The 24,286-nt window shown below is 68.6% G+C and carries 23 protein-coding genes and 2 pseudogenes; 8 read left to right on the top strand and 17 right to left on the bottom strand.

From position 1 onward, the window contains the following. Positions 1–75: 75 nt before the first annotated feature. The gene (locus tag JNW87_RS14220; RefSeq protein ID WP_238453837.1) at positions 76–1,026 is read right to left on the bottom strand and encodes an NAD(P)/FAD-dependent oxidoreductase; all 951 of its coding nucleotides are present in this window, start codon (positions 1,024–1,026) and stop codon (positions 76–78) included. 109 nt (positions 1,027–1,135) lie between these two features. On the opposite strand from JNW87_RS14220, the gene JNW87_RS14215 reads away from it, so the two are divergent. Continuing rightward, positions 1,136–1,351 carry a DUF3072 domain-containing protein gene (locus tag JNW87_RS14215; RefSeq protein WP_109800868.1) on the top strand — a complete coding sequence of 72 codons (216 nt, stop codon included), beginning with the start codon at positions 1,136–1,138 and terminating at the stop codon, positions 1,349–1,351. A 1-nt stretch (position 1,352) separates the two neighbouring features. Here JNW87_RS14215 and JNW87_RS14210 read toward each other — a convergent pair. The 3 genes and pseudogenes from JNW87_RS14210 to JNW87_RS14200 all read right to left on the bottom strand — a co-directional run bounded on the left by JNW87_RS14210 (position 1,353) and on the right by JNW87_RS14200 (position 4,553). Further along, a pseudogene (locus tag JNW87_RS14210) lies at positions 1,353–1,851 on the bottom strand (metallophosphoesterase family protein). Between the two features lie 78 nt (positions 1,852–1,929). Continuing rightward, a complete protein-coding gene (locus JNW87_RS14205; protein ID WP_109800861.1) occupies positions 1,930–2,709 on the bottom strand; it encodes a glucose 1-dehydrogenase in 780 nt (259 codons plus the stop codon). Beyond that, complete coding sequence (locus JNW87_RS14200; RefSeq protein ID WP_238453834.1) at positions 2,706–4,553, bottom strand: glycoside hydrolase family 15 protein; 1,848 nt, start codon at positions 4,551–4,553, stop codon at positions 2,706–2,708. The genes JNW87_RS14205 and JNW87_RS14200 overlap by 4 nt, the downstream gene beginning before the upstream one ends. 164 nt (positions 4,554–4,717) lie before the next feature. On the opposite strand from JNW87_RS14200, the gene JNW87_RS14195 reads away from it, so the two are divergent. Continuing rightward, positions 4,718–5,305 carry a general stress protein gene (locus tag JNW87_RS14195; RefSeq protein ID WP_238453833.1) on the top strand — a complete coding sequence of 196 codons (588 nt, stop codon included), beginning with the start codon at positions 4,718–4,720 and terminating at the stop codon, positions 5,303–5,305. A 41-nt stretch (positions 5,306–5,346) separates the two neighbouring features. Here the strand turns inward: JNW87_RS14195 and JNW87_RS14190 are convergent. Next, positions 5,347–5,445, bottom strand: a pseudogene (locus JNW87_RS14190) (DUF1684 domain-containing protein); the annotation flags it as partial. Positions 5,446–5,471: 26 nt separating this feature from the next. Here JNW87_RS14190 and JNW87_RS14185 point away from each other — a divergent pair. After that, the gene (locus JNW87_RS14185) at positions 5,472–5,645 is read left to right on the top strand and encodes a hypothetical protein (RefSeq protein ID WP_238453832.1); all 174 of its coding nucleotides are present in this window, start codon (positions 5,472–5,474) and stop codon (positions 5,643–5,645) included. Further along, positions 5,642–6,280 carry a DUF2637 domain-containing protein gene (locus JNW87_RS14180; protein WP_255543863.1) on the top strand — a complete coding sequence of 213 codons (639 nt, stop codon included), beginning with the start codon at positions 5,642–5,644 and terminating at the stop codon, positions 6,278–6,280. The genes JNW87_RS14185 and JNW87_RS14180 overlap by 4 nt, the downstream gene beginning before the upstream one ends. Before the next feature lie 1,013 nt (positions 6,281–7,293). On the opposite strand, the gene JNW87_RS14175 is transcribed toward JNW87_RS14180, so the two are convergent. The 7 genes from JNW87_RS14175 to JNW87_RS14145 all read right to left on the bottom strand — a co-directional run bounded on the left by JNW87_RS14175 (position 7,294) and on the right by JNW87_RS14145 (position 15,865). Further along, complete coding sequence (locus tag JNW87_RS14175; RefSeq protein ID WP_238453831.1) at positions 7,294–8,343, bottom strand: phage portal protein; 1,050 nt, start codon at positions 8,341–8,343, stop codon at positions 7,294–7,296. A 171-nt stretch (positions 8,344–8,514) separates the two neighbouring features. Continuing rightward, positions 8,515–9,702 (bottom strand): phage major capsid protein, encoded by a 1,188-nt coding sequence (locus JNW87_RS14170; protein ID WP_238453830.1) that lies wholly within the window; start codon positions 9,700–9,702, stop codon positions 8,515–8,517. A 299-nt stretch (positions 9,703–10,001) separates the two neighbouring features. Further along, positions 10,002–10,172, bottom strand: coding sequence for a hypothetical protein (locus tag JNW87_RS14165; protein WP_238453829.1), 171 nt, complete (start codon positions 10,170–10,172; stop codon positions 10,002–10,004). A gap of 2,223 nt (positions 10,173–12,395) precedes the next feature. After that, entirely contained in the window at positions 12,396–12,665 is a 270-nt protein-coding gene (locus JNW87_RS14160) for a helix-turn-helix domain-containing protein (RefSeq protein WP_238453828.1), read from the bottom strand. A 641-nt stretch (positions 12,666–13,306) separates the two neighbouring features. Next, positions 13,307–14,908, bottom strand: a complete 1,602-nt coding sequence (locus tag JNW87_RS14155; RefSeq protein ID WP_238453827.1) for a recombinase family protein — start codon at positions 14,906–14,908, stop codon at positions 13,307–13,309. A 57-nt stretch (positions 14,909–14,965) separates the two neighbouring features. Then, on the bottom strand, positions 14,966–15,562 hold the full coding sequence (locus JNW87_RS14150; RefSeq protein WP_238453826.1) for a DUF1684 domain-containing protein: 597 nt from the start codon (positions 15,560–15,562) through the stop codon (positions 14,966–14,968). 24 nt (positions 15,563–15,586) lie between these two features. Further along, positions 15,587–15,865, bottom strand: a complete 279-nt coding sequence (locus JNW87_RS14145) for a GNAT family N-acetyltransferase (protein WP_238453825.1) — start codon at positions 15,863–15,865, stop codon at positions 15,587–15,589. Positions 15,866–15,955: 90 nt separating this feature from the next. Here JNW87_RS14145 and JNW87_RS14140 point away from each other — a divergent pair, with 90 nt between their 5' ends. Together JNW87_RS14140 and JNW87_RS14135 are read left to right on the top strand one after the other, a co-directional pair. After that, positions 15,956–16,438: a MarR family transcriptional regulator gene (locus JNW87_RS14140; RefSeq protein ID WP_238453824.1), complete on the top strand. Its 483-nt coding sequence runs from the start codon at positions 15,956–15,958 to the stop codon at positions 16,436–16,438. 10 nt (positions 16,439–16,448) lie between these two features. Beyond that, entirely contained in the window at positions 16,449–17,435 is a 987-nt protein-coding gene (locus JNW87_RS14135; protein ID WP_109805869.1) for a pirin family protein, read from the top strand. 52 nt (positions 17,436–17,487) lie between these two features. Here the strand turns inward: JNW87_RS14135 and JNW87_RS39520 are convergent, their stop codons facing one another. Beyond that, positions 17,488–17,616, bottom strand: coding sequence for a hypothetical protein (locus tag JNW87_RS39520; RefSeq protein WP_255543862.1), 129 nt, complete (start codon positions 17,614–17,616; stop codon positions 17,488–17,490). Positions 17,617–17,748: 132 nt separating this feature from the next. Here JNW87_RS39520 and JNW87_RS14130 point away from each other — a divergent pair, with 132 nt between their 5' ends. Then, positions 17,749–19,338, top strand: a complete 1,590-nt coding sequence (locus JNW87_RS14130; protein ID WP_238453835.1) for a phospholipase D-like domain-containing protein — start codon at positions 17,749–17,751, stop codon at positions 19,336–19,338. On the opposite strand, the gene JNW87_RS14125 is transcribed toward JNW87_RS14130, so the two are convergent. Continuing rightward, a complete protein-coding gene (locus tag JNW87_RS14125) occupies positions 19,287–20,030 on the bottom strand; it encodes a hypothetical protein (protein ID WP_109805867.1) in 744 nt (247 codons plus the stop codon). The genes JNW87_RS14130 and JNW87_RS14125 overlap by 52 nt on opposite strands. A 373-nt stretch (positions 20,031–20,403) precedes the next feature. Here JNW87_RS14125 and JNW87_RS14120 point away from each other — a divergent pair, with 373 nt between their 5' ends. Then, a complete protein-coding gene (locus JNW87_RS14120; RefSeq protein ID WP_238453823.1) occupies positions 20,404–21,228 on the top strand; it encodes a SigB/SigF/SigG family RNA polymerase sigma factor in 825 nt (274 codons plus the stop codon). 205 nt (positions 21,229–21,433) lie between these two features. Here the strand turns inward: JNW87_RS14120 and JNW87_RS14115 are convergent, their stop codons facing one another. From JNW87_RS14115 to JNW87_RS14105, 3 genes are all read right to left on the bottom strand, one after another. After that, the gene (locus JNW87_RS14115; RefSeq protein ID WP_109801943.1) at positions 21,434–21,919 is read right to left on the bottom strand and encodes an SRPBCC family protein; all 486 of its coding nucleotides are present in this window, start codon (positions 21,917–21,919) and stop codon (positions 21,434–21,436) included. Next, a complete protein-coding gene (locus JNW87_RS14110) occupies positions 21,916–22,239 on the bottom strand; it encodes a helix-turn-helix transcriptional regulator (RefSeq protein ID WP_109801942.1) in 324 nt (107 codons plus the stop codon). Before JNW87_RS14110 ends, JNW87_RS14115 begins: the two co-directional genes overlap by 4 nt. 515 nt (positions 22,240–22,754) lie before the next feature. Beyond that, positions 22,755–24,029, bottom strand: a complete 1,275-nt coding sequence (locus JNW87_RS14105) for an IS4 family transposase (RefSeq protein ID WP_375373508.1) — start codon at positions 24,027–24,029, stop codon at positions 22,755–22,757. Between the last annotated feature and the right edge of the window lie 257 nt (positions 24,030–24,286).

The following is a 24,286-nucleotide window of genomic DNA, read 5'->3' as shown; positions in this document are numbered from 1 at the left end:
GGCGCGGCCGGGCGACCGGGCCGGCGCCGGGCGCCACGGCCGAGCGAGGGACGATCGGGCGAGGGTGGGCGCCGATCAGCCGGGCGGGCCGAGCAGCCGGTCGACCAGCGCCCGGCCGAGGTCCCGGCCGGAGAGCCAGGCGCTCTGTACCCGGGGCCTGCCGAACGCGTCGCCGGCGATGCCGATCCCGTCGTCGTCGAGGTGGAACGTCCCGTCCCCGCCCGTGGCGGGCTTCGCGTACGTCCAGCGGTGCACGTGCACCAGCTCGGCCGGTTCCGGGAGGCCGAACAGGTCCCGGACCGCCTGCTCGATGGCGGGGCCGGCGGCGGTGGGCTGCGACAGGTGACCCGAGGCGAACTCGGGGGTGGTGTGCGCGACCAGCACCGGCGCGCCGTCCCCCCGCCGGTCCCCGTCGTCGCAGACCAGACTGAGCACCGGATGCCCGTTGACGAACGCGGCGCGGAAGTCGGGCCAGCGGCGGGCCGGGAAGCGCAACACCCCGCTCAGCGTCGGCGACCAGCGCTGGCCGGTGACCGCGCGGGTCGCCGCGCCGAGCGCCGGATCGAGCAGCAGGGCCGCCTGCGGACCCGGCATGGCCAGCGCGACCGCCGCGCAGGACCGGCCGTCGACCCGCGGCCCGGGCTCGACCGTCAGCACCAGCCGGTCGTGCACCACGGGCAGGTCCCGGGCCAGGTGCTCGACCAGCGAGCGCAGCCCGCGCGGGGCGGCCCAGCGCATGGGGCCGCCCGGCAGCTCCCGGCGACCCTCCGGCCCGTACGCGACCAGGGTGTCGGTCCACTCCCGGGCCAGCCCGGCGGACCGCCACTCCTCCGCCACCGCCGCGAAATCGGAGTGGTCGACGGTGAAGTAGGCGGCGCCGAGGTCGGCGGGGCGGCCGTCGAAGCGCTGGCTGGCCATCCGGCCGCCGGTCACCCGGGCCCGCTCGCGGACCTCCACCGGGATGCCGGCCCGGACCAGCTCGGCGGCGCAGGCCACCCCGGCGATGCCCGCGCCGACCACCACCACACCCGCCCCGTCCACCGTCACCCGGTGATCGTATGCGGGCCCCGCAGAGACGGCATGAACGGCGCGGACCCGGGGTACTGGCACAGGCGTTCGAAGAGAGGTGATCGAGATGACCGACCGCGACAGCGGCAGGCCCAACCCGCAGGCCGCCATCAAGGACCCCGACGAGTGGGTCACCGGCGAGGAGCCACCGACCGCCGCGCAGGAGTCGTACCTGCACACCCTCGCCCGGGAGGCCGGCGAGGAGGTGCCGGAGGGCCTGACCAAGGCGGAGGCGTCCCGCCGGATCGACGAGCTCCAGGCGGAGACCGGGCGCGGGCAGTGAGTCAGCGCGGGGGCAGGCGGTGCAGTTCGACCTGGTCGAGCCGCCCCGCCGCCACCCGCGCGCTCAGCCAGGTCGCGTACGGCTGGGCCCGCCGGTCGGTGGGCGACCCCGGGTTGAGCAGCCGCAACCCGCCCGGGGCGACGCTGTCCCACGGGATGTGGGAGTGCCCGAAGACCAGCAGGTCGCAGTCGGGGAAGCGGGCCGCACAGCGTTCCTCCCGCCGGGTCTTCGGCCCGGTCTCGTGCACCACCGCCACCCGCAGCCCGGCGAGCTCCACCCGGGCCACCTCGGGCAGCCGGGCCCGCAACTCGGGGCCGTCGTTGTTGCCGTGGACGGCGACCAGCCGGCGGGCCCGCGCCGCCAGCGCGTCCAGCAGCGACACGTCCACCCAGTCCCCCGCGTGCAGCACCACGTCGCGCGTCGATCGCGGCCCAGAGCGGCGGGGGCAGGTCCCGGGCCCGCTTCGGTACGTGGGTGTCGGCGGTGATCACGAGCTGCATCCCCCGATCCTCCCCGCCCCCGCCCGACCTGTCGCGCCGGAACCCCGGACGGCGACGCGCCGGCCGGGCAGCGCCGGCTCAGGCGCCCTGGCCCTGGTTCTGCATCAGGCCGCCGTCGATGAAGTACGTCGAGCCGGTCACGTACTCGGCGTCGTCGCTGGCCAGGAAGACGGCCAGCTTGGCGATCTCCTGCGGCTGCGCGGCCCGCTTCCACGGGATGCTCTGCACCTGCTCCTCCAGGTACTGCGGGTCGTCGATGGCCCGCTGGTTGAACGGGGTGAGCACCATGCCGGGACCGATGTTGTTGACGTTCATGTGCATGGGCGCCACCTCCAGGGCCAGGCTCTTGGCCAGTTCCAGCATGCCGCCCTTGCTGGCGTCGTAGTCGGCGCCGCCGGCCCGGGCCACCTCCTGGTGGATGGAGGTGATGTTGATGATCTTCCCCTGGCCGCCCTGGTCGCGCCGGTGCTGGACGAACCGGCGGCAGCAGAAGAACATCCCGTAGAGGTTGGTGCGGATGCACCGGTCCCACGTCTCGGTGTCCAGGTCCGCCACCGGAATGCCGGAGGCGTCGACACCCGCGTCGTTCATCAGCACGTCCAGGGTGTCGAACTCGGCGAGCGCCTCGTCGAACATCGCCTCGACCTGATGCTCCACACTGATGTCGCCCTGCACCACCACGGCCCGGCGGCCGGCCTTCTCGATCTCCGCCCTGGTGTGGTTCGCGCCGGCGTGGTCGTGCAGGTAGTGCACCACGACGTCGGCGCCCTCGCGGCCGAACTCGATGGCGGTGGCCTGCCCGATCCCCGAGTCCGAGCCGGTGATCAGGGCGGTCTTCCCGGCGAGTCGTCCGGTCATCTGCGTGCTCCCTCCGTGGTTCCCGCACCGGTCGGCACGGCTTGTCGCGCGGACGCCCCGAAGCGTTCCTCGGCCTCGGTGAGCCGGCCCGCCGCGTTGATCAGACCGATGTGCGAGAAGGCCTGGGGGAAGTTCCCCAGCTGCTCACCGGTGGTCTGGTCGACCTGCTCGGCGTAGATCCCCAGGTCGTTGACCCGGGCGGCGAGCCGCTCGAAGAGCCGACGCGCCCGGTCCACCTCGCCGGCCTGGACCAGGCAGCCGACCAGCCAGAACGAACAGATCACGAAGCCGGCCGGGTCGTCGTTCCAGCGCCGCAGCAGGCCGTCCCGGGAGAGCCCGCGTTCCACCACGTCAATGGTCGAGCGCATCCGCGGGTCGTCCGCGGGCAGGAAGCCGACCAGCGGCATGAGCAGCACCGAGGCGTCCAGTTGGTCGGAGTCGAAGGCCCCGGTGTACGCGCCGAGCCGCTCGTTCCAGCCGCGGGTCAGCACCACCTCCCGCACCTCGTCCCGGGCCGCCGCCCAGCGGGCCACGTCCCCGGCGTCGCCGATCCGCGGCCCGAACCGCACCGCCCGGTCCAGCGCGGTCCAGCACTGCACCTTGGACGACACGTAGTGCCGCTCGGCGTCGCGGGCCTCCCACATCCCGGCGTCCGGCCGGCGCCAGTCCACCACCGCCTGATCGGCCAGGGCGTGCAGCAGGTGGTGTACGTCGGGCGTCATCGGGTCGAGGTAGTGCCGCATCAGCCAGGCGGCGTCGAGGATCTCGCCGAGCACGTCGTTCTGCCGCTGCTTCCAGGCGTTGTTGCCGACGAAGACCGGCCGGCTTCCGGCGTACCCGGAAAGGTGGTCGAGCGGGTGTTCGGTGAGGTCCCGCTCGCCGTGGACGCCGTACATGATCGGCACCGGATCGTCGCCGATCCGGCCCATCGCTCGGGACACCCAGCTGAACTGCCGATTCGCCTCGTCCGGGCAGGCGGCCCGCCAGAGCGCCTGGAGGGTGAAGCTGAAGTCGCGGACCCAGACGTAGCGGTAGTCGTAGTTGCGGTCGCCGCCCAACTCCTCGGGCAGCGACGTGGTGGCCGCCGCCACGATCGCCCCGCTGGGCTGGTAGGTCATGCCCTGCACCACCAAGGCGCTGCGCCGCACCTGCTCCCGGTACCGGCCCCGGTACTGGTCGCGATGCAGGTCGGCCCAGGACCGCCACCCGGCGACCGCGTCGGCCACCACCCGATCGGCGTCGGGCAGCGCGGGCGGACCCGGGCCGTAGGTCTCGGCGTACCCCAGTGTGAAGTGGTGGCTGGTGCCGGAGCGAGCGGTGAACCGGCCGGTGGCCCGGCCGGCGCCGAGGTCCAGCGGCACGTTGGCGCGCAGGCTCAACCGGCAGGCGCCGGCGGTGTTGTCGATCTGTCCGTCGTCGGATCCGGTGAGGTACGCGCTGACCCGGCCGTACTCGAAGCGGGGCTGGTACTCCATCCGCATGGGGACCTCGCCGGTGAGTCCCTCGACCAGCCGGGCGAGAACGCGGGGCGAGCGCAGGCCGATCTCGTGGCCGCGCGCGCCGGGCTCCAGCGCCAGGGTGTCGGTCACCGCGACCGAACCGGTCCGGGTGGTGAACACGGTACGCAGCACCAGCGTCTCGTCCAGATAGGACCGTTCACTGGTGAAGTCCTCCTCCGGGCGGATCGTCCAGTGCCCCGCCCGATCGTCGAGCAGCCGGCCGAATACGGAGGGCGCGTCGAAGCGCGGCGGGCACCACCAGTTCACCGAACCGGCCCGGTCGACCAGCGCCGCACTGTGCCCGTCCGCCAGGAAGCCGTGCTCGCCTATCCGTCCGCTGTCCACGCCGGTGTCTACCCGGGTGCACGGGCGGCATGCCGCACGCCCGGCATCCGCCCTGCGCCCAGCGCATGTCCACCGACCGGCGCGTCCGGCGGGCATCCGACGCCGGCCGGGCGTTACCGCCCGACGGCGGTGGGAACCCGGGCGGTTGACGAAGGAGGATGCTCATGACCAGACCCTCGACTCCGACCGCGGCCTGGCAACCCGGTATGCCGGGCGGCGACAACCTCCCGTCCGGTCCGGCCGGCCGGCCGGCGGCGCCCAGCGGGGACGGACACGGACCGGAGTTGGGTCCGCCGACCGTGACGATCGGCTCGTACCCGGACTATCCGTCCGCCCAGCGCGTGGTGGACTACCTGGCCGACAACCGGTTCCCGGTGGAACGCAGCGCGATCGTCGGGACCAACCTGACCCTGGTGGAGACGGTGATGGGCCGGATGACCACGGGCCGGGCCGCCCTGGTGGGCGCCGGGACCGGCGCCTGGTTCGGGCTCTTCATCGGGTTGCTCTTCGGCATCTTCACGGCCGGCAACTGGGTCGCGGTGATCCTGGTCGGGCTGGTCATCGGCGCGATCTGGGGCGCCGTCTTCGGCGCGGTGGCGCACGCGATGACCGGGGGGCAGCGCGACTTCACCTCGGCCAGTTCGTTGCGGGCCGGCCAGTACGCGGTGATCGTGGACGCCGACGTGGCCGACCAGGCACGGCAACTGCTGGGTCGGATGCACCTGACGCCGACGGGCGCGACCGCCCGCTGACCGCGTCGACGACGCCCCGGCGCCCAGCCCGCGCCGGGGCGTCAGTCGTGGTACGTCAGCTCCCCGGCCACGATCGGCGCGTCCACCCGGTTCTCCGCTGGGGCGAGCGGGCACGCCCACCGGTCGTCGTACGCGCAACTGGGGTCATACGTGGGACGTTGTTGGCATGAACTCCCTGACCCCCGCCGCCACCCTGGCGGTAGCTGCCCTGGCCCCGTTCCACCCCACCCGCCGTGAGGCTGCCGCCCTGCTCGCCGGTTGGGCCCGCCGGGACACGCTCACCACGGCTGACGTGCGGGCCGTGGTCCGCACCTTCCCGGCCGTGGCTGGTGCCCGATGAACGCCCGTCGCCTGGCTTCCCTGGCTGGCACCGTGGCGGTAACCGGGATTGCCGCTGTCGGTTCCTACGACCACATGCGGGAGCTAGCCCTCCGGGCGGGCCAAACCCCTTTGCTAGCAACGCTTTTGCCGCTGTCGGTAGACGGGATGATCCTGGTTGCCACCCTGGCTCTCAACGACGGTAGACGGTCCCGCTGGTCCGCCTGGTTGGCGTTCCTGGTGGGTGTAGCCGCTTCCCTGGCCGCCAACGTGATCGTTGCCGACCCCCACCCGGTGGCCCGGGTAGTTTCCGCCTGGCCGGCGGTAGCCCTGTTGCTCACCGTGGAAGTGCTCGCACGGTCCGGGAAGCGGACCCCCGATGTTCCGGCGGAAGTAGCGGGAACCATTGTGGCGCAACGGGAAGCGGCCCGGGAGGAATCGACGCCTGACGAATCCGCGGTGACCCCCACGGACGGCCCCAACGGGCCCGTGCCCCCGGAAGGTGTGAAGCCCCGGACGGTTCGCCGCCCGGTGGCGGAAACCCGCCGCCTGGCCCTCGGGATGCTGGCGGAACCTGGCACCACCCGGGAAGGTGTGGCTTCCACCCTTGGGGTGACTCCCCGGAGGCTGCGCCAAGTCCTGAACGTCGCCGGGTAGGTGTACGGTCCCGCGCCATGGGTGCTCTCAAGCCGTGGCACGTTGCCGTGCTCTGTTGTGTCGTGTCGTCAGCCGTGCTCGTCGGCGGTCTGGTCTGGCTCCTAGTTAAGAGGGCCAACCGCCGGTAGCGCGGGAGGGTTGCACAGCACAGGAGGTTTACCCAGTGAGAGTCGTACAGGACTCCGCCAACGTCTTTGTCACGTACGTTGATCCCCCGGTTACCCCCGTCCGCCTGGCGGAGCTGGCCGCCCAGCTCCCCCCGGAGGCTGTCTGCACTGAGGTTGTCCTACACCCTGACGGAATCCTGTTCGCCACGTTTGAGACTGGCCAGGTAGCCGCCACCGACTGAGGCGGCAGGGGAGGGGCGGCCAATACCGCCCCTCCCTCACGCCGCTACCTAACCACCAGGGCGAGTAGCCCGGTCAGGGCAGCGAGCACAGCCGCTACCCCGCTCAGCACGCCTGGTGCCGTCTTGAGGTAGTCCAGGATCACGGAGTGCGGATTCCGTGTCCCGTTGTCGTCCTGCTCGTTTGTTGCTACGGTCGGCACGCTGACTCCTTGTCTGAAACCGAGGCACGGTGGAGTAACAACGGAGTCGCCAGCGACGCCCGGTCTAGCCACCGGGCGTTCGCTCTTTCCGGCCCCCTGTAAGGGGGGTTCGTGCGACCACGTCGTTACCGCGATCCATTGCAGCCGGCCGGGGGGGCCCGGTCAAGCGGAGCCCATCCGTCGGCGTGTCGGTGCTTGCAACCGACCAAAGTCGGTGCTTGCTTCTATCCCAACGGTCGGCTTCCTTGTGGGTTACCTCCCATGGGCCACACCGACGGTAAGCCACGGAGCGTGCCGTTCAAAGTTTGCCGCCCGAACTTACGTACGACGGCACCTTAGACGCCGGGGCAAAGCTGGACACTTGCCGCCTATCGGTCAGGCAAGCTACCCCTCATGTCAGCCTGCCGCCTCGAAAAGGGTCCACTCCTGATGCGCGGGGGGCTGCATTTATCGCGTCCACGCGATCACCCGCCCGGGTTGCTGTTGACCCCATAGGTCTGCCCCTTGCCACCCGGCAGCGGTTCGCGGTCCTCAAGGGCCCGCACCTCATCCACGGACAGAAAGCCTGCTTCAATGCCGGTGCGGTAAGCCTGGTAACGCTCTGCCGTCTTAACTCGCAGGCGGGCGTTGACGTTGAAACGCAAGCTCTGACCAGCCGGAAGGATGGCGGAGAAAGCCTGTTCAATCCGAACCAGCCACGGCATAAGCGTCTGAGTAACAAACCAATTGTGTTGTTCCTCAACACCGGAACCCCAAGAGCTAGCCGTTGTCGGGTCAAGCATGTAAGCGGGAACCCGGAAGATTCCCGCGATAGCAAGCCGGTTAAACCGCTGAGTCTCAAGGAACTGTGCTTGTTCCGGGGTGACGCTAATCGGCTTGAACTCAGAGCCGCCCGTGAGAACGCCCACGGCGTGCGCGTTGCTCGCACCCTTAAACGTCTTGTTTACAAGCCTGCTCATTAGCGCAATCTCTTGCGGCTTAGGCACGCCGGGGTGAACGATCACACCGGAAAGCGCGGCCCCGTCGCGGAAGAACTTTGCCGCGAATTGCTCCGTAGCCAACCCGGCCCCGATGGTCTGCCGGGCATTCTCAAGGGGCGACAAGCCACGGAGGCTGTTAGCGGTAGCGAACCCCTTAACGTGGATTACGTCCCGAGCGAACAGGGTCACGTCAGCAACCTTGTAAAGAACGCCGGAACCATCCTCCGTAAGCTCAACCCGCACCGTGCGAGGGTCGAGCGGCAGCACCGCAACAACCTTCCCGTTCCCGCCACGGAACACCCGCACAAAAGCGTTCCCGTCCGTCAAAAGGCTTGTCATGACCTTTTGCCAGAAGTCAAACGGCGTATCAAACGGGTTCGGCTGGCTCAGCCAAGCCGGCCCGGAAACAGGCTTACGGGTATCGCCAACGGTCCGCACAGTGTCAATCGGCAAAGCTGCCACGGCGTCAGACACCAGCGAAACACAGGTGTAAACGGCAGACAGGGAAAGCGCCGCATCCTGACCAACGTTCACCCCGGCCCATGTAGGGCCCTGGTTGGCAAAAGCCTCAGCGATACCGCTAGACGGGTTCGGCCCCGGTGCTGCCCGACGTTCCCTCATTCGATCCCAGAAACCCAATGGGTCACCTCCTTAAAAGGAAGGGGCCCGACCCCCAAGCAGGGGCCGGGCACCTCACGGAATGAATCAGAGAACGCCAGCGATACGAACCACGGCAGCCGGGTTCGGCACCAGAATGTCCGCACGCATCTTGGCGGTAACAAGCGTCTCGTCAGTCGCGCCGTACACGTACGGGTTAACGTCAAAGACGGCATCCTCACGGACGACCGCGTAAACCTCGGAAGGGACGTAGACGTAAATGCTCGACGCCACGGCACCGGAGGTGCCCTGAGTCTCAGTGAGGCTCAGGTTGCCGGACAGGAACACCGGACGACCAAACAGTGCCCGGGTAACACCGCCGGCGGCACTTCCGGCCGAATCCTGAATCAGCGACTTGTTAGAACCCGTCGCCTCCTTCAGCTTCATAATCGCGCGCCACACCTTCGGGGTCATGACGATAACGGCGGACTCATCATCCGCGTTCGCCTCAGCCAGCAGGCCGAGAGCATCCGCAATCGGGTCCAGGTTGGTAACGGCAGCACCGTTCGCACCCATGGAAACCGCGCCGATACCGGCAACGTTCTTGAAGCCACGGAGGTTCGGCGCAGTGCCGTTACCCTCAAACGCGGAAAGGTCGTACGCCAGACCAGCCGAGCGAATAAGCGACTTGCCGAGCGCGTCCAGGGCGGCAGGCTTGCTGTCCGCCAGGACCTCATTCGCAACCCGGGTGCCCTGAGCAAACTTGCGCGGAACGGCGGTCAGGCTCTCCGCGTTCGGGTCCGACAGCGGAATGGTGCCCGCCTCAGCGATAGCACCCGCCGAACCATCCGAAACCAGGTGCGGCAGAACGATCGAATCGCCCGACGTGCGAATGACATTCACACCGGAGCGGAAAATCACGGACTGCTTAGCCAGGAAGTCCAGAACAAACGTGGCGTTCTCAGCCGGGGTGAAAGCCGCACCCATACCAGCCGCGCCACCAATGGCGCGCACCTCAGAGGCGAGCAGGTCACCAGCGCGCACCTCGGTACGGGTACCGGGCACGCCGACCGGGTTAGCGGCAATAGCGGAACGCTGCTCAGCCTCAACGGCAGCGCGAGTCTCAACCGGGGCAACCTCGGTAACGGTCCGCTGCTCAACCTCGGCCGGGGCCAGGGTGTCAATCGCAGCGTTACGCGCCTCAACCGAAAGGGTCGGGTTGTCGGCAATCTGAATCAGGTTATTAACGAGCGCAGCACGCTTAGCGTGCAGGGCCACATCGTCAAGAGCGGTCAAGACAGTTTCTCCAATCAACAAAAAAAGCCGCCCCGATTGGGACGGCTAAAGGCTTGGTATTCGTATTCAGTTGTTGTGGAGTTGTCTATTCAGTTGTCGCGTACGCGGCGCTTAGGCTTGGGCTTTGCCAGCCATTCGGTCCGGTCGGACAGGATGAATCCCTGTCCGCCGCTCATGACAAGTCAGCGAACAAACACCGCCGCGAACATTCGGGGCCCACGTACGGGGACTGAATCGCTTACCGCAGTAAGCGCAACCCCCGTTACTGTTCCTGCCCTCAGCCCGTCGCGTAGGCTCGTTCACTGCTCGTTGAGCGCATCAATAGCGGCGCACGCAATCAGCGCGTAAACCTGAGCCCAAGCGTCCTGCCCGTTCTCAAGGCACTTCTCGGTGCGGGTGTAAAACTCATCCGCCATAACGTCCAGGTCGTCAGCCTCAAGCTGACGGAACGCGGTAACAAGATTCTCCATGTGTAATCACTCCCTTTCCAGGGCAAACAAAAAGGGGCCCGGTGTCGTGGAACACCGGACCCCTCGGTTTGCCCAAACCGTGGTTCTTCCCACCCATTACCTTTTATTCGGCGCGTGAATCCCCGTCATGCGACCAGCCATCCGGGAAAGCCGCGAGGAAATCCAGCAGCTCAGGGGTAGCCCGCAGAACACCTCGGGTACGCAAACCGTGAGCAGGCCGCTTCCGGCGGGTTGCAATCCCGGCATGCCGCATCTTCCGAAGGTCGTTATCCCGGATTTCCTGACAGGCAGCGGAACACATCTCTACCGGCCGACCCCGCCGGGGTTGTCCGGCGTCAAACTTGCGTCCGCACGCAATGCAATTGCGGAACCGTCCGGCCCGGTTCTTAGCCCGTCGCCATTCCTGCCGACGCTGGCTAATCACAGCCTCACGGGTGCGCAAAGCGTCCAGCCAGTCCGGGCACGTTCCCCCGTCCAGCGGGTGCCCGACGCGGTGAGCAGAGCACCAGGTGTAGTCCTTGAGCATTAGTTGTCTCCCGTCTTCCGTGCGTACTTGAGTGCCTGAGCCCAACTCAGGCCATGCCAATTCGGTGCCGGGTACCGGCGGGGGTCGGCGTCCAGCGCCTCACCAAGCATCAGGAAGTAATCCCGGCCGAGCGGGTCCCGGCCGGCGTGCAGGGACCACATCCACATTTCGCCGTGGTCGTCAAAGTGCTGTCCCCACGGCGCTACCGCCGGGGCGTCTAGAACGTCCGCCGGGGTCTGTTCGCCCTGGTGCTCAACCACGACGGGGCCGGAAGGCGTAGCGGCCTTCCCTGCCTTCCTGGCACGGCTACGGGCCATCCGTTCGGCAGCGGCTTTCCGCTGGCAAGCCGTCTTTTCGCAGAAGAAGCGGTTGCCCTTTACGGGGCTGCCGCATGCCCGGCAGCGTTTGAAGTTGTGCATACTCTCTCCCTTCCGGGAAACGTGACAGGGCATGCCACGAATGGTTACGAAGCTTGTTACGCTGGTTCGTGCGTTTCCGCAGGTCAGCGCATTGAAGTGGCTTATCGTGACAGGCCGCGGTTACGTTGTTACGCCCGCACAAAAAGCACTAAGACATGGGGAATCCAGAAGGGGGTCAGGAAAGAATCCGATGCCCCCTGGTGCCAGGGGTTGCACGGTTGCGGGGGTCAGTCATCCTGAGGTGGTGACAACCCGCCTCCAGCGTCAGATACGCAACAGACGTACTAGCCGTCCCCCGACGCCTCCGCCGGCCAAGCCCCTTCGCTCCGTCGCCATGGACGTTCTGATTAACGTGCTAGCTAATCTCTTGGTCCTCGGTGTGGCCTACCTTTGGGCAGTAGCCAGCGGATACATAACCGTTGACCGAGTGATGACGGCGTTTGCCATTGCCCTAATGGTCGTATTCGCTGCACTGCTATGGAGATCGGTGACGTGGGTTCGTGTAGACCGGGGGGGACGACCAGCTCCCTTGATTGTGCGGCTACTGGACATTGCGATTCCTGTCGCTGTAATCGTCTGTGTGGGGTGGGTCGGTGTAGTAGCATTATCGAACTAGCCCCTACAATTCCCTACGTCTGCTAAACAATGGTGGGTCCGTACGGATCGGGCCGTTGGCCCTTGCTGCCGTAGCGCCTGCCGTTGGCGATCCTCGCCCCTTGCCGGGCAGAGCAGGCCGCACAGTGCGGACGCCAGTTGCCCACCTCCATCAACAGATCAGGGCAGACACTCACCGGGATTGCATGATCAACGTGGGTGGCTGGTTTGCCACAGTCAAGGCACGTCGGGTTGTCAGCCAGGAAGGCTGACTTCATGCGTCTAGCCCTGGTGCTGTACCACTCTGGCGGGTGGCTGCGGTTGTTCGCGTACGGCCGTTGTGCCGTGGCGAACGGTTTAGGCTTGCAGTCAGGGCACCGGCTTCCGGTGCCCATTGGGATTAGCTTGCGACACTTGGTACAGGTGGAGAAGCTGATTGCTTCCACCTCCTCTCAAGATCAGCACGAAACACTTTCTTAGTTGGCCGTGGTGGTGGAGGTTGAGGAAGGGGTTGTCTAGTAGACAGCCCGTAAGGCTGCCTTTCCCTTAGTTGGTTCTAGAACTTCCACCAAGGCATGGGCCCCCTTGAGGGGCCCGTTATTTAGAACCCTGATAGGTAGTCCCTGATTGGTTTACCCTGATGGGTAAACCATGATAGGTAACCGGAACAGGACTTCCGGTAGGTCAATCCTTGACCACGGGCAGGGCCGAACCGTCGTGGCGGTGAGGACACTCCGGGATGGTTAGCCACCAGATTTTGTTGCCCTGGTGGTCCCCGTCCGACTCCACCCGTTCCCCGGTGAAGTGCAACCAGCCCACAACCTCAAGCCACTGTTGGATGGTTCGTACCTGTCGGGCGGACTTAAATCCGATCTCCGCCGCAATCCTCTTTTGCGACGGAAAGCAGTGCATCCCCGTGTCGTAATCCGCATACTCAGCCATCAGCAGGGCCACGGCGAGGTTGGAACCCGTCACGTCCGGGCAGTTGCGGATGGTCCGCCGGTAGTCGTTTACGGGCCGTGGAATGGTCCGCCCTGGCTTCCCGGTGGCTACCCGGGACGGCCTAGCCCCGTTGCCCGCGTAGCCGTCCGGGCGGCCCCGGTGGAGGTTCGCGCGGGGATCAGGGCGGCATGGTTGCTCCGCCAGCTCAGGCTGGCACGGCCACCCGGGGTCAGAGCAGGTCCAAACCGTGCCGTCCGGGGAAAGCGTCAGAGGGCCGTGCGGGCACGTCGGGGCCGTCACTCGATACCCGCCGCAGCAAACGCCCCGGCTATCTCCCAGATGCCGATAACGTCAGCCTCAGTCATGGCCGGATCATCGGAGGCGGCATCGGCCCATTCCTGGACGCTCAACCCCTCCGGGGCACAAATGGTGTGGCCCTGCCAAGTAATGCACCTGTCAGCGTTCAACGTAAAACCTCCCGGTAAATGGGCATGGCAGAGCCACGCCGTGTAAACGGTTCGTCAAGATTGGTGGCGGCCCTCAATTGGGGCCGCGTGATGATCGTACGGCCACCCAACAGGGCAGCCAGGGCATGAGAAAGCCCCGGGGTAGCTGGGCTACCTCCGGGGCCGTTTAGACGCTCTCAGGGGCCGTCAGGGGGTCAGTTGCGACCTTTGCGCGTACGTCACCCGGGCAGCGTTCCCGGTGGCACGCTCGGCCAGGGCGTGAGGCAGGTACACCGCCACTTGCGCGCCATCCTCAACGGTCATGGCAACGGCACCCCGGAACCCCTCCGGCCGATCGAACAGACCGAACCTCACCGAGCCACCCTGGTTCGCCGCAACCTCAACCCGGATACCGGACGCCTTGAGTAGCTGGTGCCGTTCATCCTCGCTGGCAGCCGCCCAACGGTCCGCGTACGTCTCCCCGGTGCCAACCTCACGGACGGACGGGGCACGCTCGGGGATGGCCGCCAGGGCGGCTAGCTTGCCCTCCACCGCCTCAATCCGCTTGGCGTACACCCGGGCCACGGCTTCCCCCTTGCCAGTGCTACGGGCCAACAGGTCATCAAGGGCCGTCTCAAGCTCCCGAATCTCCGCCGCGTGAGACACCCCGGGAACCTTGACAGTCTGCCGGATTTCAAGCGGGCCAATCTCCGCCAACAACAGCCGCTCAACGATGGGATGCAGCTTGTCCCCCCGCACAGCCGATTTGGCCTCACAGTCAGGAACGCGCCGGGACCAGCGGCCCCCACAGCCGTAGTACAGATACGCCTTCCGTACGCGCCCGTTTACGTTGCTGGCCGGCATGTTCCGGCGGTACATCGGGGAACCGCAGAGAGCACAGAAAGCCACGTCCAGCAGCATGCTCGCCCCGGTCACCCGTTCCCGCTTCCCGGCCCGGGAAAGCACATCCTGTAGCGCGTTCCACTGCTCAAACGTAATCAGCGGCTCAGCCCGCACGGGGTCAATCGGCACACCCTCGCCGGACGTGATCGCCTTGTACGTGGCCTCACCCAGCAGCGCCCGGGACCGCAGCATTTGGCTGACGTTGACGTTCCCCCACGTTTTGCCGCCCTTGGGGGTCGGCACCCCCCGACTCTGCAAATCAAGCTGGACAGCGAAAGCAGGCTCACCGGCAATCACCCGGTTAACAAGTTCCGTAACGATCGCGTGCGCCTCCGGGTCAATCTCCAACTTCCAGCCGCCCGTTTCCAGCCTTACCGGCTTGTAGCCGTACGGGTACCTGCCACCGGGCCAACGCTTTTCCGCGTACATCTCAGAGCGGGCGGCGTTTACACGTTCCTTGACAATGGCCGCCTCAAGCTCAGCGAACACGGCCGTAATCTGAGCCATAGCCTTACCCGTCGGGGTACTCAGGTCGAGTTTGTCAGCAATGCTCACAAGGTTTTTCGGCCGGTCAACCGGCGGTAGCCCCGTGTTGTTGGGCTGCCCTTGCGACCATTTGATCATTTCGGCCCAGTCACCGACAGACCGCACCAGCCGGTCAAGCTTCCAAAACGCCAGCGTGTCCCAATCCTCCGGGCGGCGTAGCCACTCCCCCAGCTCCGGCCGATCCCACGGCGGGATCTTGGCCGCAGACACCCCGAGGTCAGTAGCCCACCCGATGATCGTGAGGCTCGGGTCCCCCTCAATGACCTTCCGTTGCCGCTCAGGGGACGTGGACGGGTCATCCGGCCGGTTGCTGTGACGGGACAGCCGGACGACACCCACGGTGCGCGCATGCAGAGACATGGGGCACACCGTACGGGTGTCAACAACGGCGACGCAACGGCACGCCGTCCCGCTACGTCAGTAGTCCCGCCGTGGGTAGTCCAGCTCCCCCGCCAGGATCGGCACGTCAACCGTGTTTTCCGGCGGAGCTAGCGGGCAGGCGTACGAACTATTGATTGCGCAGGAGGGGTTGTAGAGGTAGTTGGCGTCGAGCCGGACCCGCCCGCCCGGCAGCACGGTCAGCCCCCGGCCGAAGGTGCCCTTGACGGTGTCGGTGAGGTACCGGCCGCCGCCGTACGCCGCGGTGCCGCAGGTCCCGTCGCGCAGCGGCACGAACAGCCCGCCGCCGTACGCCTCGATCCACCACAGGGTCAGCGGCCCCCACGGCGTGTCCGCGATGGCGACCCGCCGGTAGCGCACCACCCCGTCCGGCCCGCCGGTGTCGATGCTCTCGGTGCCCGAGGCGGGGCGCAGCGGCGCCTCCACCACGGCGTCCGGGTTCGGCGGGTGGTAGCGCAGCCCGGTGAAGCCGGCCCGGTCCTCGACTGGCAGCGGGCTCTGCGGGTGCCGGCGGAACAGCTCGTCCCGCTCCGCCCGGAACCCGGTCAGGTCGAGGTCGGAGAGGTACAGCCGGGCCACCCGTTCCCGCCAGTCGAGCAGTTCGAGGTCATCCACGCCTCGAACACTAGTGCGGTGGCGTCAGCCGTCGGTGGCCAACCGGGCGTGCGGGTGCTCGTCGTACCGCCGGCCGTCCCCGTACCGGTAGGACTCCCGCAGGGTGCCCTCGGCCGGGTAGCCGGCCCGGGCGGCGACCCGGCAGGAGGCCCGGTTGGCCACCGCGTGGCACAGCTCGATCCGGTGCAGCGGGAGCTGGGCGAACGCCCAGGTGGTGAGGGCGGTGACGGCCGCCGAGGCGATGCCGCCGGGCCGGGTGCCCGTCCCCTCCCCTCCCCTCCGCCGCTTTCGTTCAAATTGCAACGGTGGCTCTCGCCAGGCTCCCTCTCGGCCGGGCTCAGCCTGTGACGGACGGCACTTGTTTAAATTTGAAGTAGTGCTATCGTCCTAGCTGTGACCGAGAGCCTGAACCCCGAGCGGCTGGCCAGCTGGCGCGCGTACATCGAGTCGAGCCAGCGGTTGTTCACCCAGCTCGAGGAGGACCTGCGCGCGGACAGCGAGCTGAGCTTCGCCGACTACCACGTGCTGGTCCTGCTCTCCGAGGCGCCGGGGCAACGACTGCGGATGGGCGAGCTGGCCGGCCGGCTGGTCTTCTCCCCCAGCCGGCTGACGTACCAGATCTCCTCCATGCAGAAGCGCGGTCTGGTCGCCAAGGAGTCCTGCCCGGAGGACCGCCGGGGCAGCGAGGCCGTGCTCACCGCCGCCGGACTTCTCACCCTCCGCGACGCCGCGCCGCACCACCTGGCGTCGGTGCGCACCCACCTGATGGACGACCTCGACGACGCCGAGGTCGCCTGCCTCACCCGGGTCTTCGAGCGGCTCGGCCGGCGCCTGCGCGCCGCCCGCGACGCGTCGTCCACCCCGGCCGACAACTAAGGAGCCCGCGATGCCCGCCATCACCGTCGACGACGTCCTCGTCCTGCCCCGCCTGCCCCGGCTCGACGAGTCCACCAGCTTCCGGCCGGTCCGCCGGCTCACCACCGCGCCGAGCGGCTTCGAGGGCGAGGGCTTCCCGGTTCGCCGGGCCTTCGCCGGGGTGCCGCTGACCGAGCTGGACCCGTTCATCCACCTCGACCAGATGGGCGAGGTGGACTACGCGCCGGGCGAGCCGAAGGGCACGCCGTGGCACCCGCACCGCGGCTTCGAGACGGTGACCTACATGATCGACGGGATCATGGACCACCAGGACTCGCAGGGCGGCGGCGGCACCATCACCGACGGCGACACCCAGTGGATGACGGCCGGCAGTGGCCTGTTGCACATCGAGGCGCCGCCGGAGCACCTGGTGACGAGCGGCGGCCTGTTCCACGGCCTCCAGCTCTGGGTCAACCTGCCGAAGGCGGCCAAGATGAACCCGCCGCGCTACCAGGACATCCGCGGCAAGGAGTCGGCGCTGCTCACCACGCCGGACGGCGGCGCGCTGATCCGGGTGATCGCCGGCGAGGTCGCCGGGCACCGCGGGCCGGGCTCCACCCACACCCCGATCACCATCACCCACGTGACGGTGCAGCCGGGGGCGGAGCTGAGCCTGCCCTGGCGGCCCGACTTCAACGCGCTGGTCTACGTGCTGGCGGGCCGCGGCACCGTGGGCACCGACCGGCGGCCGATCCACACCGGGCAGCTCGCGGTGCACGGCGCCGGCGACGCGCTGCGGGTGACCGCGGACGCGAAGCAGGACGGCAACACCCCGGCCCTGGAGCTCTACATCATGGGCGGCCAGCCCATCCGGGAGCCGGTGGCGCACTACGGTCCGTTCGTGATGAACACCCGGGACGAGCTGATCCAGGCGTTCGAGGACTTCCAGGCCGGCAAGCTCGGCGTGGTCCCGGCGACGCGCCTGCCGCACACCGGCGGCCAGGGCCCGCGTCCCTGATCCCCCCGTACGAGGTGGGCGTCCCGGTTCGTCCGGGGCGCCCGCCCGGCGGTCAGGACACCGCGAAGATGCCGGCCACCCCGAGGATCACCATCAGCAAGACCGCCACCACCGCGCCGCGTTCGCTCTCGACCGCCGGCTCGCGGTACTCGGTCACGGCGTTCGTCGTCTCGGCGGGCATGCTCGGGCCTCCTGGGTTGTCGCGTCTAGGGGTGCGGCGGCCACCACGAGGGGCGTCGACCTGCGGCCGGCGTGCGTACCCGCCGTGGGGGTCCTACCGTGAGGACGGTTGTCGACCTCGGGAGGCTGGAACGTGGCGCTGCAGGACTGGTTCCTCACCGCGCAGGAACGTGCCAACCCGGGGTCTGAGTTACCCGTCTGGACGACGGGAAACCTCGCCGAGCCGTTGATTCACGGCGCCGCGTACTTCGACCGGCTGGTCGACGAGGTGGCGGCGCTGGAGACCGGTGACCATCTCTTCTTCACCGATTGGCGGGGCGACCCGGATCAGCGGATGCGCCCGGACGGCCCGACCGTGGCGCAGCTCTTCGCGCAGGCCGCCCAGCGCGGCGTGGTGGTCAAGGGTCTGATCTGGCGGTCCCACCTCGACGCGCTCTCCTACAGCGAGGCGGAGAACCGCGACCTCAGCGAGGCGATCTGCGCGGCCGGCGGCGAGGTGCTGCTGGACCAGCGGGTCCGGCGCGGCGGCTCACACCACCAGAAGCTCGTGGTGCTGCGCCACCCGGACGACCCGGAGCGGGACATCGCCTTCGCGGGCGGGATCGACCTGTGCCACAGCCGGCGGGACGACGCCACGCACCGGGGCGACCCGCAGGCCGTCCGGATGTCTCCCAGGTACGGCGACCACCCGCCCTGGCACGACGTCCAGCTCGCGGTGCGAGGCCCGGTGGTCGGCGCGCTGGACACGACCTTCCGCGAGCGGTGGATCGACCCGATGCCGCTGGACTCGGAGAACCCGCTGGCCTACCTGCGGGACCGGCTGCGCGGCTCCGACCTGAGCCCCGACCCGCTGCCGGACCAGCCCGCCGATCCGCCGCCGTGCGGACCGCACCAGATCCAGGTGCTGCGCACCTACCCGGCGGTACGACCGCGGTACTCGTTCGCCCCGGACGGCGAGCGGACGGTGGCCCGCGGCTACACCAAGGCGGTACGCCGGGCCCGGCGGCTGATCTACCTGGAGGACCAGTACCTCTGGTCGACCGAGGTCGCGGACCTCTTCGCCACGGCGCTGCGGGAGCAGCCCGACCTGCACCTGGTCGCCGTCGTGCCACGCCACCCGGACGTGGACGGCCGGCTCGCGCTGCCGCCGAACATGGTGGGCCGGGAGCAGGCGCTCTCGCTCTGCCAGAAGGCGGCGCCGGACCGGGTGCACGTCTTCGACCTGGAGAACCACGAGGGCACCCCGGTCTACGTGCACGCCAAGGTCTGCGTGGTCGACGACGTCTGGGCCAGCGTCGGCAGCGACAACTTCAACCGCCGCTCCTGGACGCACGACAGCGAGCTGTCCTGCGCCGTGCTGGACGATACCCGGGACGAGCGGGCGCCCACCGACCCGGCCGGCCTCGGCGACGGCGCCCGGGTCTTCGCCCGGGACCTGCGGCTGCGGCTGTGGCGGGAGCACCTGGACCGGGACCCGGACGGTGGCGAGGACCACGACCTGCTCGACCCGGCCGCTGCGGTGCGGGCGATCATCGACGCGGCGGACGCGCTGCAACGCTGGCACGACGGGGGTCGGGTCGGTCCCCGCCCGCCGGGCCGGCTGCGCCCGCACCGGCCGGAGCGGCTGCCCTGGCACACCCGGTTCTGGGCGCTGCCCGCGTACCGGCTGGTCTACGACCCGGACGGCAGGCCGCTGCGGGCCCGGCGGGCCGGCGCCTGGTGAACCGGCTCGGCGGCCGGTGGCTCGTCGAGCGCGTTCGGCCCGGCCGGGTACGCGAACGACACCCGTGGGGAGTAGAAGCCCCAGCAGATGTTGAGCGGGTTCGCCGGGCGGAGCGGATAGACCGGGTGCTCGGGGGCGAGGAACTCCACCGACTCGATCTCGAACGGGGTGACCGGCTCGGCCACGTACGGGTAGTCGGCGCTGGTCAGCTCCCCGTCCCGCCCGGTCAGGTAACGGTGGTGGCCGCTGCACACGCGGTGGCTGGTCTGGCCGACCCGGGCCACGGTCCGGATGATGGGCCGCCCGTCGGCGCGGGTCTCCGTCGTGAGCCGGTCGCCCCGCACCTCGACGGTGGTCTGCCCGGCCTGCGCCGGGACGCCCCGGGCGGCGGCGTACTCGCGGACCCGGGGGCTGGAGGCGAAGTAGTGGCTCCACCAGCCGCCGGGACCGTCGCCGTCCGGCGGGTCCATCCCCACCAACGAGATCCCCAGGTAGGTCAGCGAGTAGGCCCCGAAGCCGGAGGTCTGACAGTCGTCGTCCACGACGTACTGGCAGAGGAAGACCTGCCGGTCCGGGCAGGGCAGCAGCCCGGCCGGGAGGATCGCCGCGACCGCGTCGGGGTCCGCCGGCTGCCAGCTGAAGAGCAGCACCCGGGCGTTGACGACGAGTTGCGGAGCGGCGGGATCCAGCACGTTGCCTCCGTAGACGTGTACACAGGGACGCTACGGGTGGTCCCGCAGACGGGACAACGACGGATAGCCGACAGTGCGAACCGTTTGTCGTGTTCTTCCTTGACGGTCGGCGCGGGCGATGGGCCGAGCGGTCAGCGGCCGGGGGGCGTCCGGCGACGACCGGTCGGGCAGGCGGCCCGGTAACCGTGATCACAAGCCCCTCGAGCTTTGCCCTTTTTAGGGCTTTCATGACCGAAAATCGCTTAAGCACATCATACTTTCGGCTAGATTTCGCAGAGCCGATCAGGCTAAGGTGAGTCCCGAACGGCCCACTTGAAGCTAAACCAAAGCGTCACGTCTCTTATCCGCGGACGAGGTGCAGGGAGGACCACCCATGACCGCGCCAACGATCAGCGAGCAGGCGACCACACCGCCGTCCACCACCGAGAAGCTCGACCCGCGCGCACTCACCGACAGCGCCGCGGATCTGCTCAACGCGATGGCCGCGCTGCCCGCCAACCACCCGTCGCGTGCCGCGCTGCGCGACAAGGCGATCGAGGCCTGGCTGCCGCTCGCCAACCACCTCGCCCACCGTTACAGCGGCCGGGGCGAGCCCACCGACGACCTGGCGCAGACCGCCGCCGTCGGCCTGATCAAGGCGATCGACAAGTTCGACCCGTCCCGGGGCGTCGACTTCGCCGGTTACGCCATCCCCACCATCATCGGCGAGCTGAAGCGGCACTTCCGCGACCGCACCTGGGACATCCGGGTGCCGCGTCGCCTCCAGGAGCTGCGCCTGGCCATCTCCGACGCCAACAGCTGCCTGCTGCAGACCCTCGGCCGCTCGCCGACGGTCGCCGACATCGCCGCCCACCTCAAGCTGACCGAGGAAGAGGTCCTGGAGGGCCTGGAGGGCGCCCGCGCCTACAACGCCGTGTCGCTGTCCACCCCGACCGGCGACGGCGACCGGGCCACCGAGCTGGGCGACATGCTCGGCGGCGAGGACGGCGAGTTCGAGCTGGCCGAGCTGCGCGTCGCGCTGGGCCCGGCGCTCGCCACCCTCGACGAGCGCGAGCAGAAGATCCTCACGCTGCGCTTCTACGGCAACCTGACCCAGTCGCAGATCGCCGAGCAGATCGGCGTCTCGCAGATGCACGTGTCCCGGCTGCTGGCCCGGGCGCTGACGAAGCTGCGTGGGCAGCTCGCCGACGCCTTCTGAGTCCGAGCGGCAGGCCTCACCGCCGTGCTGAGGGGGTTCCGGCGGTGCCGGAACCCCCTCATGCCCCACCTTCTGCTGTGGCTGTTATTCCAGGGTGGTGATGCGCGCCCGGACGGGTCGCGGGTCGGCGCGGCCGTGGGCTGGGTCGCTGTCGGGGTGGGAGGTCGCGCCGGGATCTGACCGGGTGTGACAGTGGGTGCTGCTGCTAACGGCTGCCCTCGGTGAACAGCGCGGCGTAGCGGGCGAGGTACAGCGGCCATCCTTCGTCGTGGGCCACGCCGTCGCTGACGGCCTGCCAGCCGGGGCCGTGCCGGTCGATGTGGCGGTGCTCCAGCTCCACCCGGGTGCGCTGCGGGGTCTCGGCAACGAACCGGACTTCGACCTCGCTGGTGTTGTCCGGCTCCGTCTCCACCTGCCACTGCGGGCTGATGTCCCAGCTGAACACGACCCGGCCAGGTGGCTCGTACGCGAGCACCCGCGCCCAGCGGCACTCGCTGCCGTCGGCGGCGCGGTCGTAGATGTGCCCGCCGACCTTCGGCTCGAACACGGTTTCGGCGATCGGCGCGCCGAGCAGGTTGTGCTCCGGCGGCTTGAAGTCGCCGAACCGCTCGGTGAACACAGTGAAGGCATGCTCGATCGGTGCTTGGACGACGATCTGCTTGCGGACGACCGCGGCTGTTGTTTCCGTCATGACGGCTCCTCGGGTGGTTGCTCGGCGACGTCCTGATAGCCGTCCAGCGCTCGGTTCCAGAACGTCTCAAGTTGATCGCGCAGCGCGGCCACGCCTGCCGGATTGAGTCGATAAACCCGGCGGGTGCCGGCGGCGCGGGCGGTGACCAGTCCGGCGTCCTTGAGCACCTTCAGATGCTGGGACACCGCAGGCCGGCTGATCGGCAGCTCGTCGGCGAGTTCGCCGACGGCCCGCGGTCGCTCGGCCAAGCACGCGACGATGGCGCGTCTGGTGGGATCTCCGAGAGCGTCCCAGCCATCACCAGCTTGGTAATTAGCCACGAACGGAAAGCTACGACTTACGGACCAGGAAAGTCAAGACCGGCGAGCCGGCAGAACCGTGACCACGGCGGAGCAGTCATGGAATGCCCCGTCTGGGGCCGCCGGGTGTGCTCCACATGTGCGCCATCGGTCGGAGCGCGGGACGGCTGGCATACGTGAGCACCGACGGGCACTCCTGGGTTCTCGGGGGCACCCGCTGACAGGTAGGCTGGGCCCTCGCGCCCTCGTAGCTCAGGGGATAGAGCATCGGTTTCCTAAGACGGTGCTCTATCCGAGACCCGCAAGCTGAATGACCTGCGGTCTTACGTCAATGCCGTTAAGTTTGTGCGTTTGGGCAGGCCAGCAGGGGTGTCGGTGGTCCCGGATGGCGAGTGATCCGGTCGGTGGGGCGTTTCACGCGGTAGGAGTTGTGCCGGGCGCGTTTGATCACGCGGGGGCAGGTTCGGTGCCGGCGTTCGGGGTTGGGCTGTTGCCGGATCTCGGCGAGGGTGTCGGTGAGGGCGTCTGCAAGATGCTCAGGGGGAAATGGCCGCCTGGTCGGTGACCTGGCGGCGTACGACGCGGACGCCTTTGATGAACGACATGCGGTCGGGGTCGTAGCCGGCTGGGTCGGCGGCGTCCAGGAGCAGGGCGCGGATGGCGTAGTGGGCCAGCAGCAGCCCCCACATCTGTTGCTCGACCAGGTCGGGAGTCTTGGAGCGCAGGACCTCGCCGCGGCCGCGTAGGTCGGTTTTGAGCTCGTCGAGGGCGGACTCTTCTTCCCAGCGCTGCTGGTAGGCGCCGGCCAGGTCGCTGGCGTCGATGTCGTGGGGGTCGAGCACGGTGGTGACCACGACGATCAGCTCGCCGTCGGGGTTGCGGTCGGGCACGATGTACTCCACAACCCGCACCAGACGTGCCAACTCGATCGGGATCTCGTGGCCGGCCCTGGCCTGCTCGGCCAACCGGTGGCGGCGTTCGGCGCTCAGCCCCGGCCGGTAGATCAACGCTAGGTAGGAGCCGTCGGGCAGCCACCGCAGGTGTCCGATGGACACCGACGCCCCGATCCGCCAGGCCAGGTCAGCGCCGGTGGCGGCGAACCGGCCGAACAGCTCGAAGGAGAACAGGCCCGCATCGGCCAGCACCAGCATGCCCGGCCCCACCGCCGGGACCAGGTCCGCGGCCAGGGTGCGCTCCCCGGTACGGCAGCCACCGAGCACCGCGCCGACGATCGCGTGGCTGCCGCACTCGGCCAACGCGGCGACGTGCAGCTTCGGATACGCCGACGCTTTCGGCCCCGAACCCATCCGCCCGAACCGCTCGACGTTGGCGTCGGTGTCGGCCACGTCGAAGCTGGTCGCGTCGACCGCCATCAACCGCCGCCGCGCCAGCCACGCGCCCTTCGTGCCCGCCGAGGCCAAGGGGACCGCCGCCCGTTCGAACAGCGCCCGCAGCGGCGCCACCCCCAACCGCTGGCGGGCCTGCGTGATCGCCGACGCGGTCGGCACCTGCCAGTCATCGACCCAGGAACCGAGCTTGCGCAGGTTGCCGACCAGCCTGCGCATCACCTCGTCGTAGGACTCCTCGAAGAACAGACCCATCGCGATCACGTAGCGGATCATCACGTGCGCGGGCAGCCGCCGGGACCGCTTCTCCCGCCGCCCTGTGCGGTTGATGACCTCTTCCAGCAGATCCCGGTCGAACCGCGCCGACAGCACACCCAGTCCGATGTGGTCGGTCAACCGCCCCCACGGCCGCGGCAACGACTCCAACTCCGACGACGTCACGGCCGGCAACCGTACCGGTCGCAGCCCACCAACGTCAGCTCACCACGCTGACCTCGATAGATGCCCTATCTGAACGGCATTGTTGTGCCCTGAACGACGAAGGAGCTTGATATGTAGGCAGAGCTGCGGAGTCGATGCTGTGCGGGAGATGAAGGTTTGGCCCTTCGGAGCCGCCCACTCGGGGGCAGGTTCAGCCGGTCGTAGCATTTGATCTTGGCGGTTGGGTGGGACAGGATGTTCCGCTGTGCGTGCGATGTTGACCTTGGGTGATCGGGAAGAGA

Source organism: Micromonospora sp. ATA51, from assembly GCF_016802855.1.
Classification (GTDB): domain Bacteria; phylum Actinomycetota; class Actinomycetes; order Mycobacteriales; family Micromonosporaceae; genus Micromonospora; species Micromonospora sicca.
The sequence above is the reverse complement of the archived record's forward strand: the minus strand, read 5'-3'. Positions and strand labels throughout refer to the sequence as shown.

Bases quoted from the DNA above. Each gene is read 5' to 3' on its own strand.
- JNW87_RS39520 (WP_255543862.1), bottom strand. From the start codon at position 17,616: ATGCCCGCCGAGACGACGAACGCCGTGACCGAGTACCGCGAGCCGGCG.
- JNW87_RS14155 (WP_238453827.1), bottom strand. From the start codon at position 14,908: ATGTCTCTGCATGCGCGCACCGTGGGTGTCGTCCGGCTGTCCCGTCAC.
- JNW87_RS14185 (WP_238453832.1), top strand. From the start codon at position 5,472: ATGAACTCCCTGACCCCCGCCGCCACCCTGGCGGTAGCTGCCCTGGCC.
- JNW87_RS14195 (WP_238453833.1), top strand. From the start codon at position 4,718: ATGACCAGACCCTCGACTCCGACCGCGGCCTGGCAACCCGGTATGCCG.
- JNW87_RS14205 (WP_109800861.1), bottom strand. From the start codon at position 2,709: ATGACCGGACGACTCGCCGGGAAGACCGCCCTGATCACCGGCTCGGAC.
- JNW87_RS14180 (WP_255543863.1), top strand. From the start codon at position 5,642: ATGAACGCCCGTCGCCTGGCTTCCCTGGCTGGCACCGTGGCGGTAACC.
- JNW87_RS14215 (WP_109800868.1), top strand. From the start codon at position 1,136: ATGACCGACCGCGACAGCGGCAGGCCCAACCCGCAGGCCGCCATCAAG.
- JNW87_RS14165 (WP_238453829.1), bottom strand. From the start codon at position 10,172: ATGGAGAATCTTGTTACCGCGTTCCGTCAGCTTGAGGCTGACGACCTG.
- JNW87_RS14115 (WP_109801943.1), bottom strand. From the start codon at position 21,919: ATGACGGAAACAACAGCCGCGGTCGTCCGCAAGCAGATCGTCGTCCAA.
- JNW87_RS14120 (WP_238453823.1), top strand. From the start codon at position 20,404: ATGACCGCGCCAACGATCAGCGAGCAGGCGACCACACCGCCGTCCACC.
- JNW87_RS14135 (WP_109805869.1), top strand. From the start codon at position 16,449: ATGCCCGCCATCACCGTCGACGACGTCCTCGTCCTGCCCCGCCTGCCC.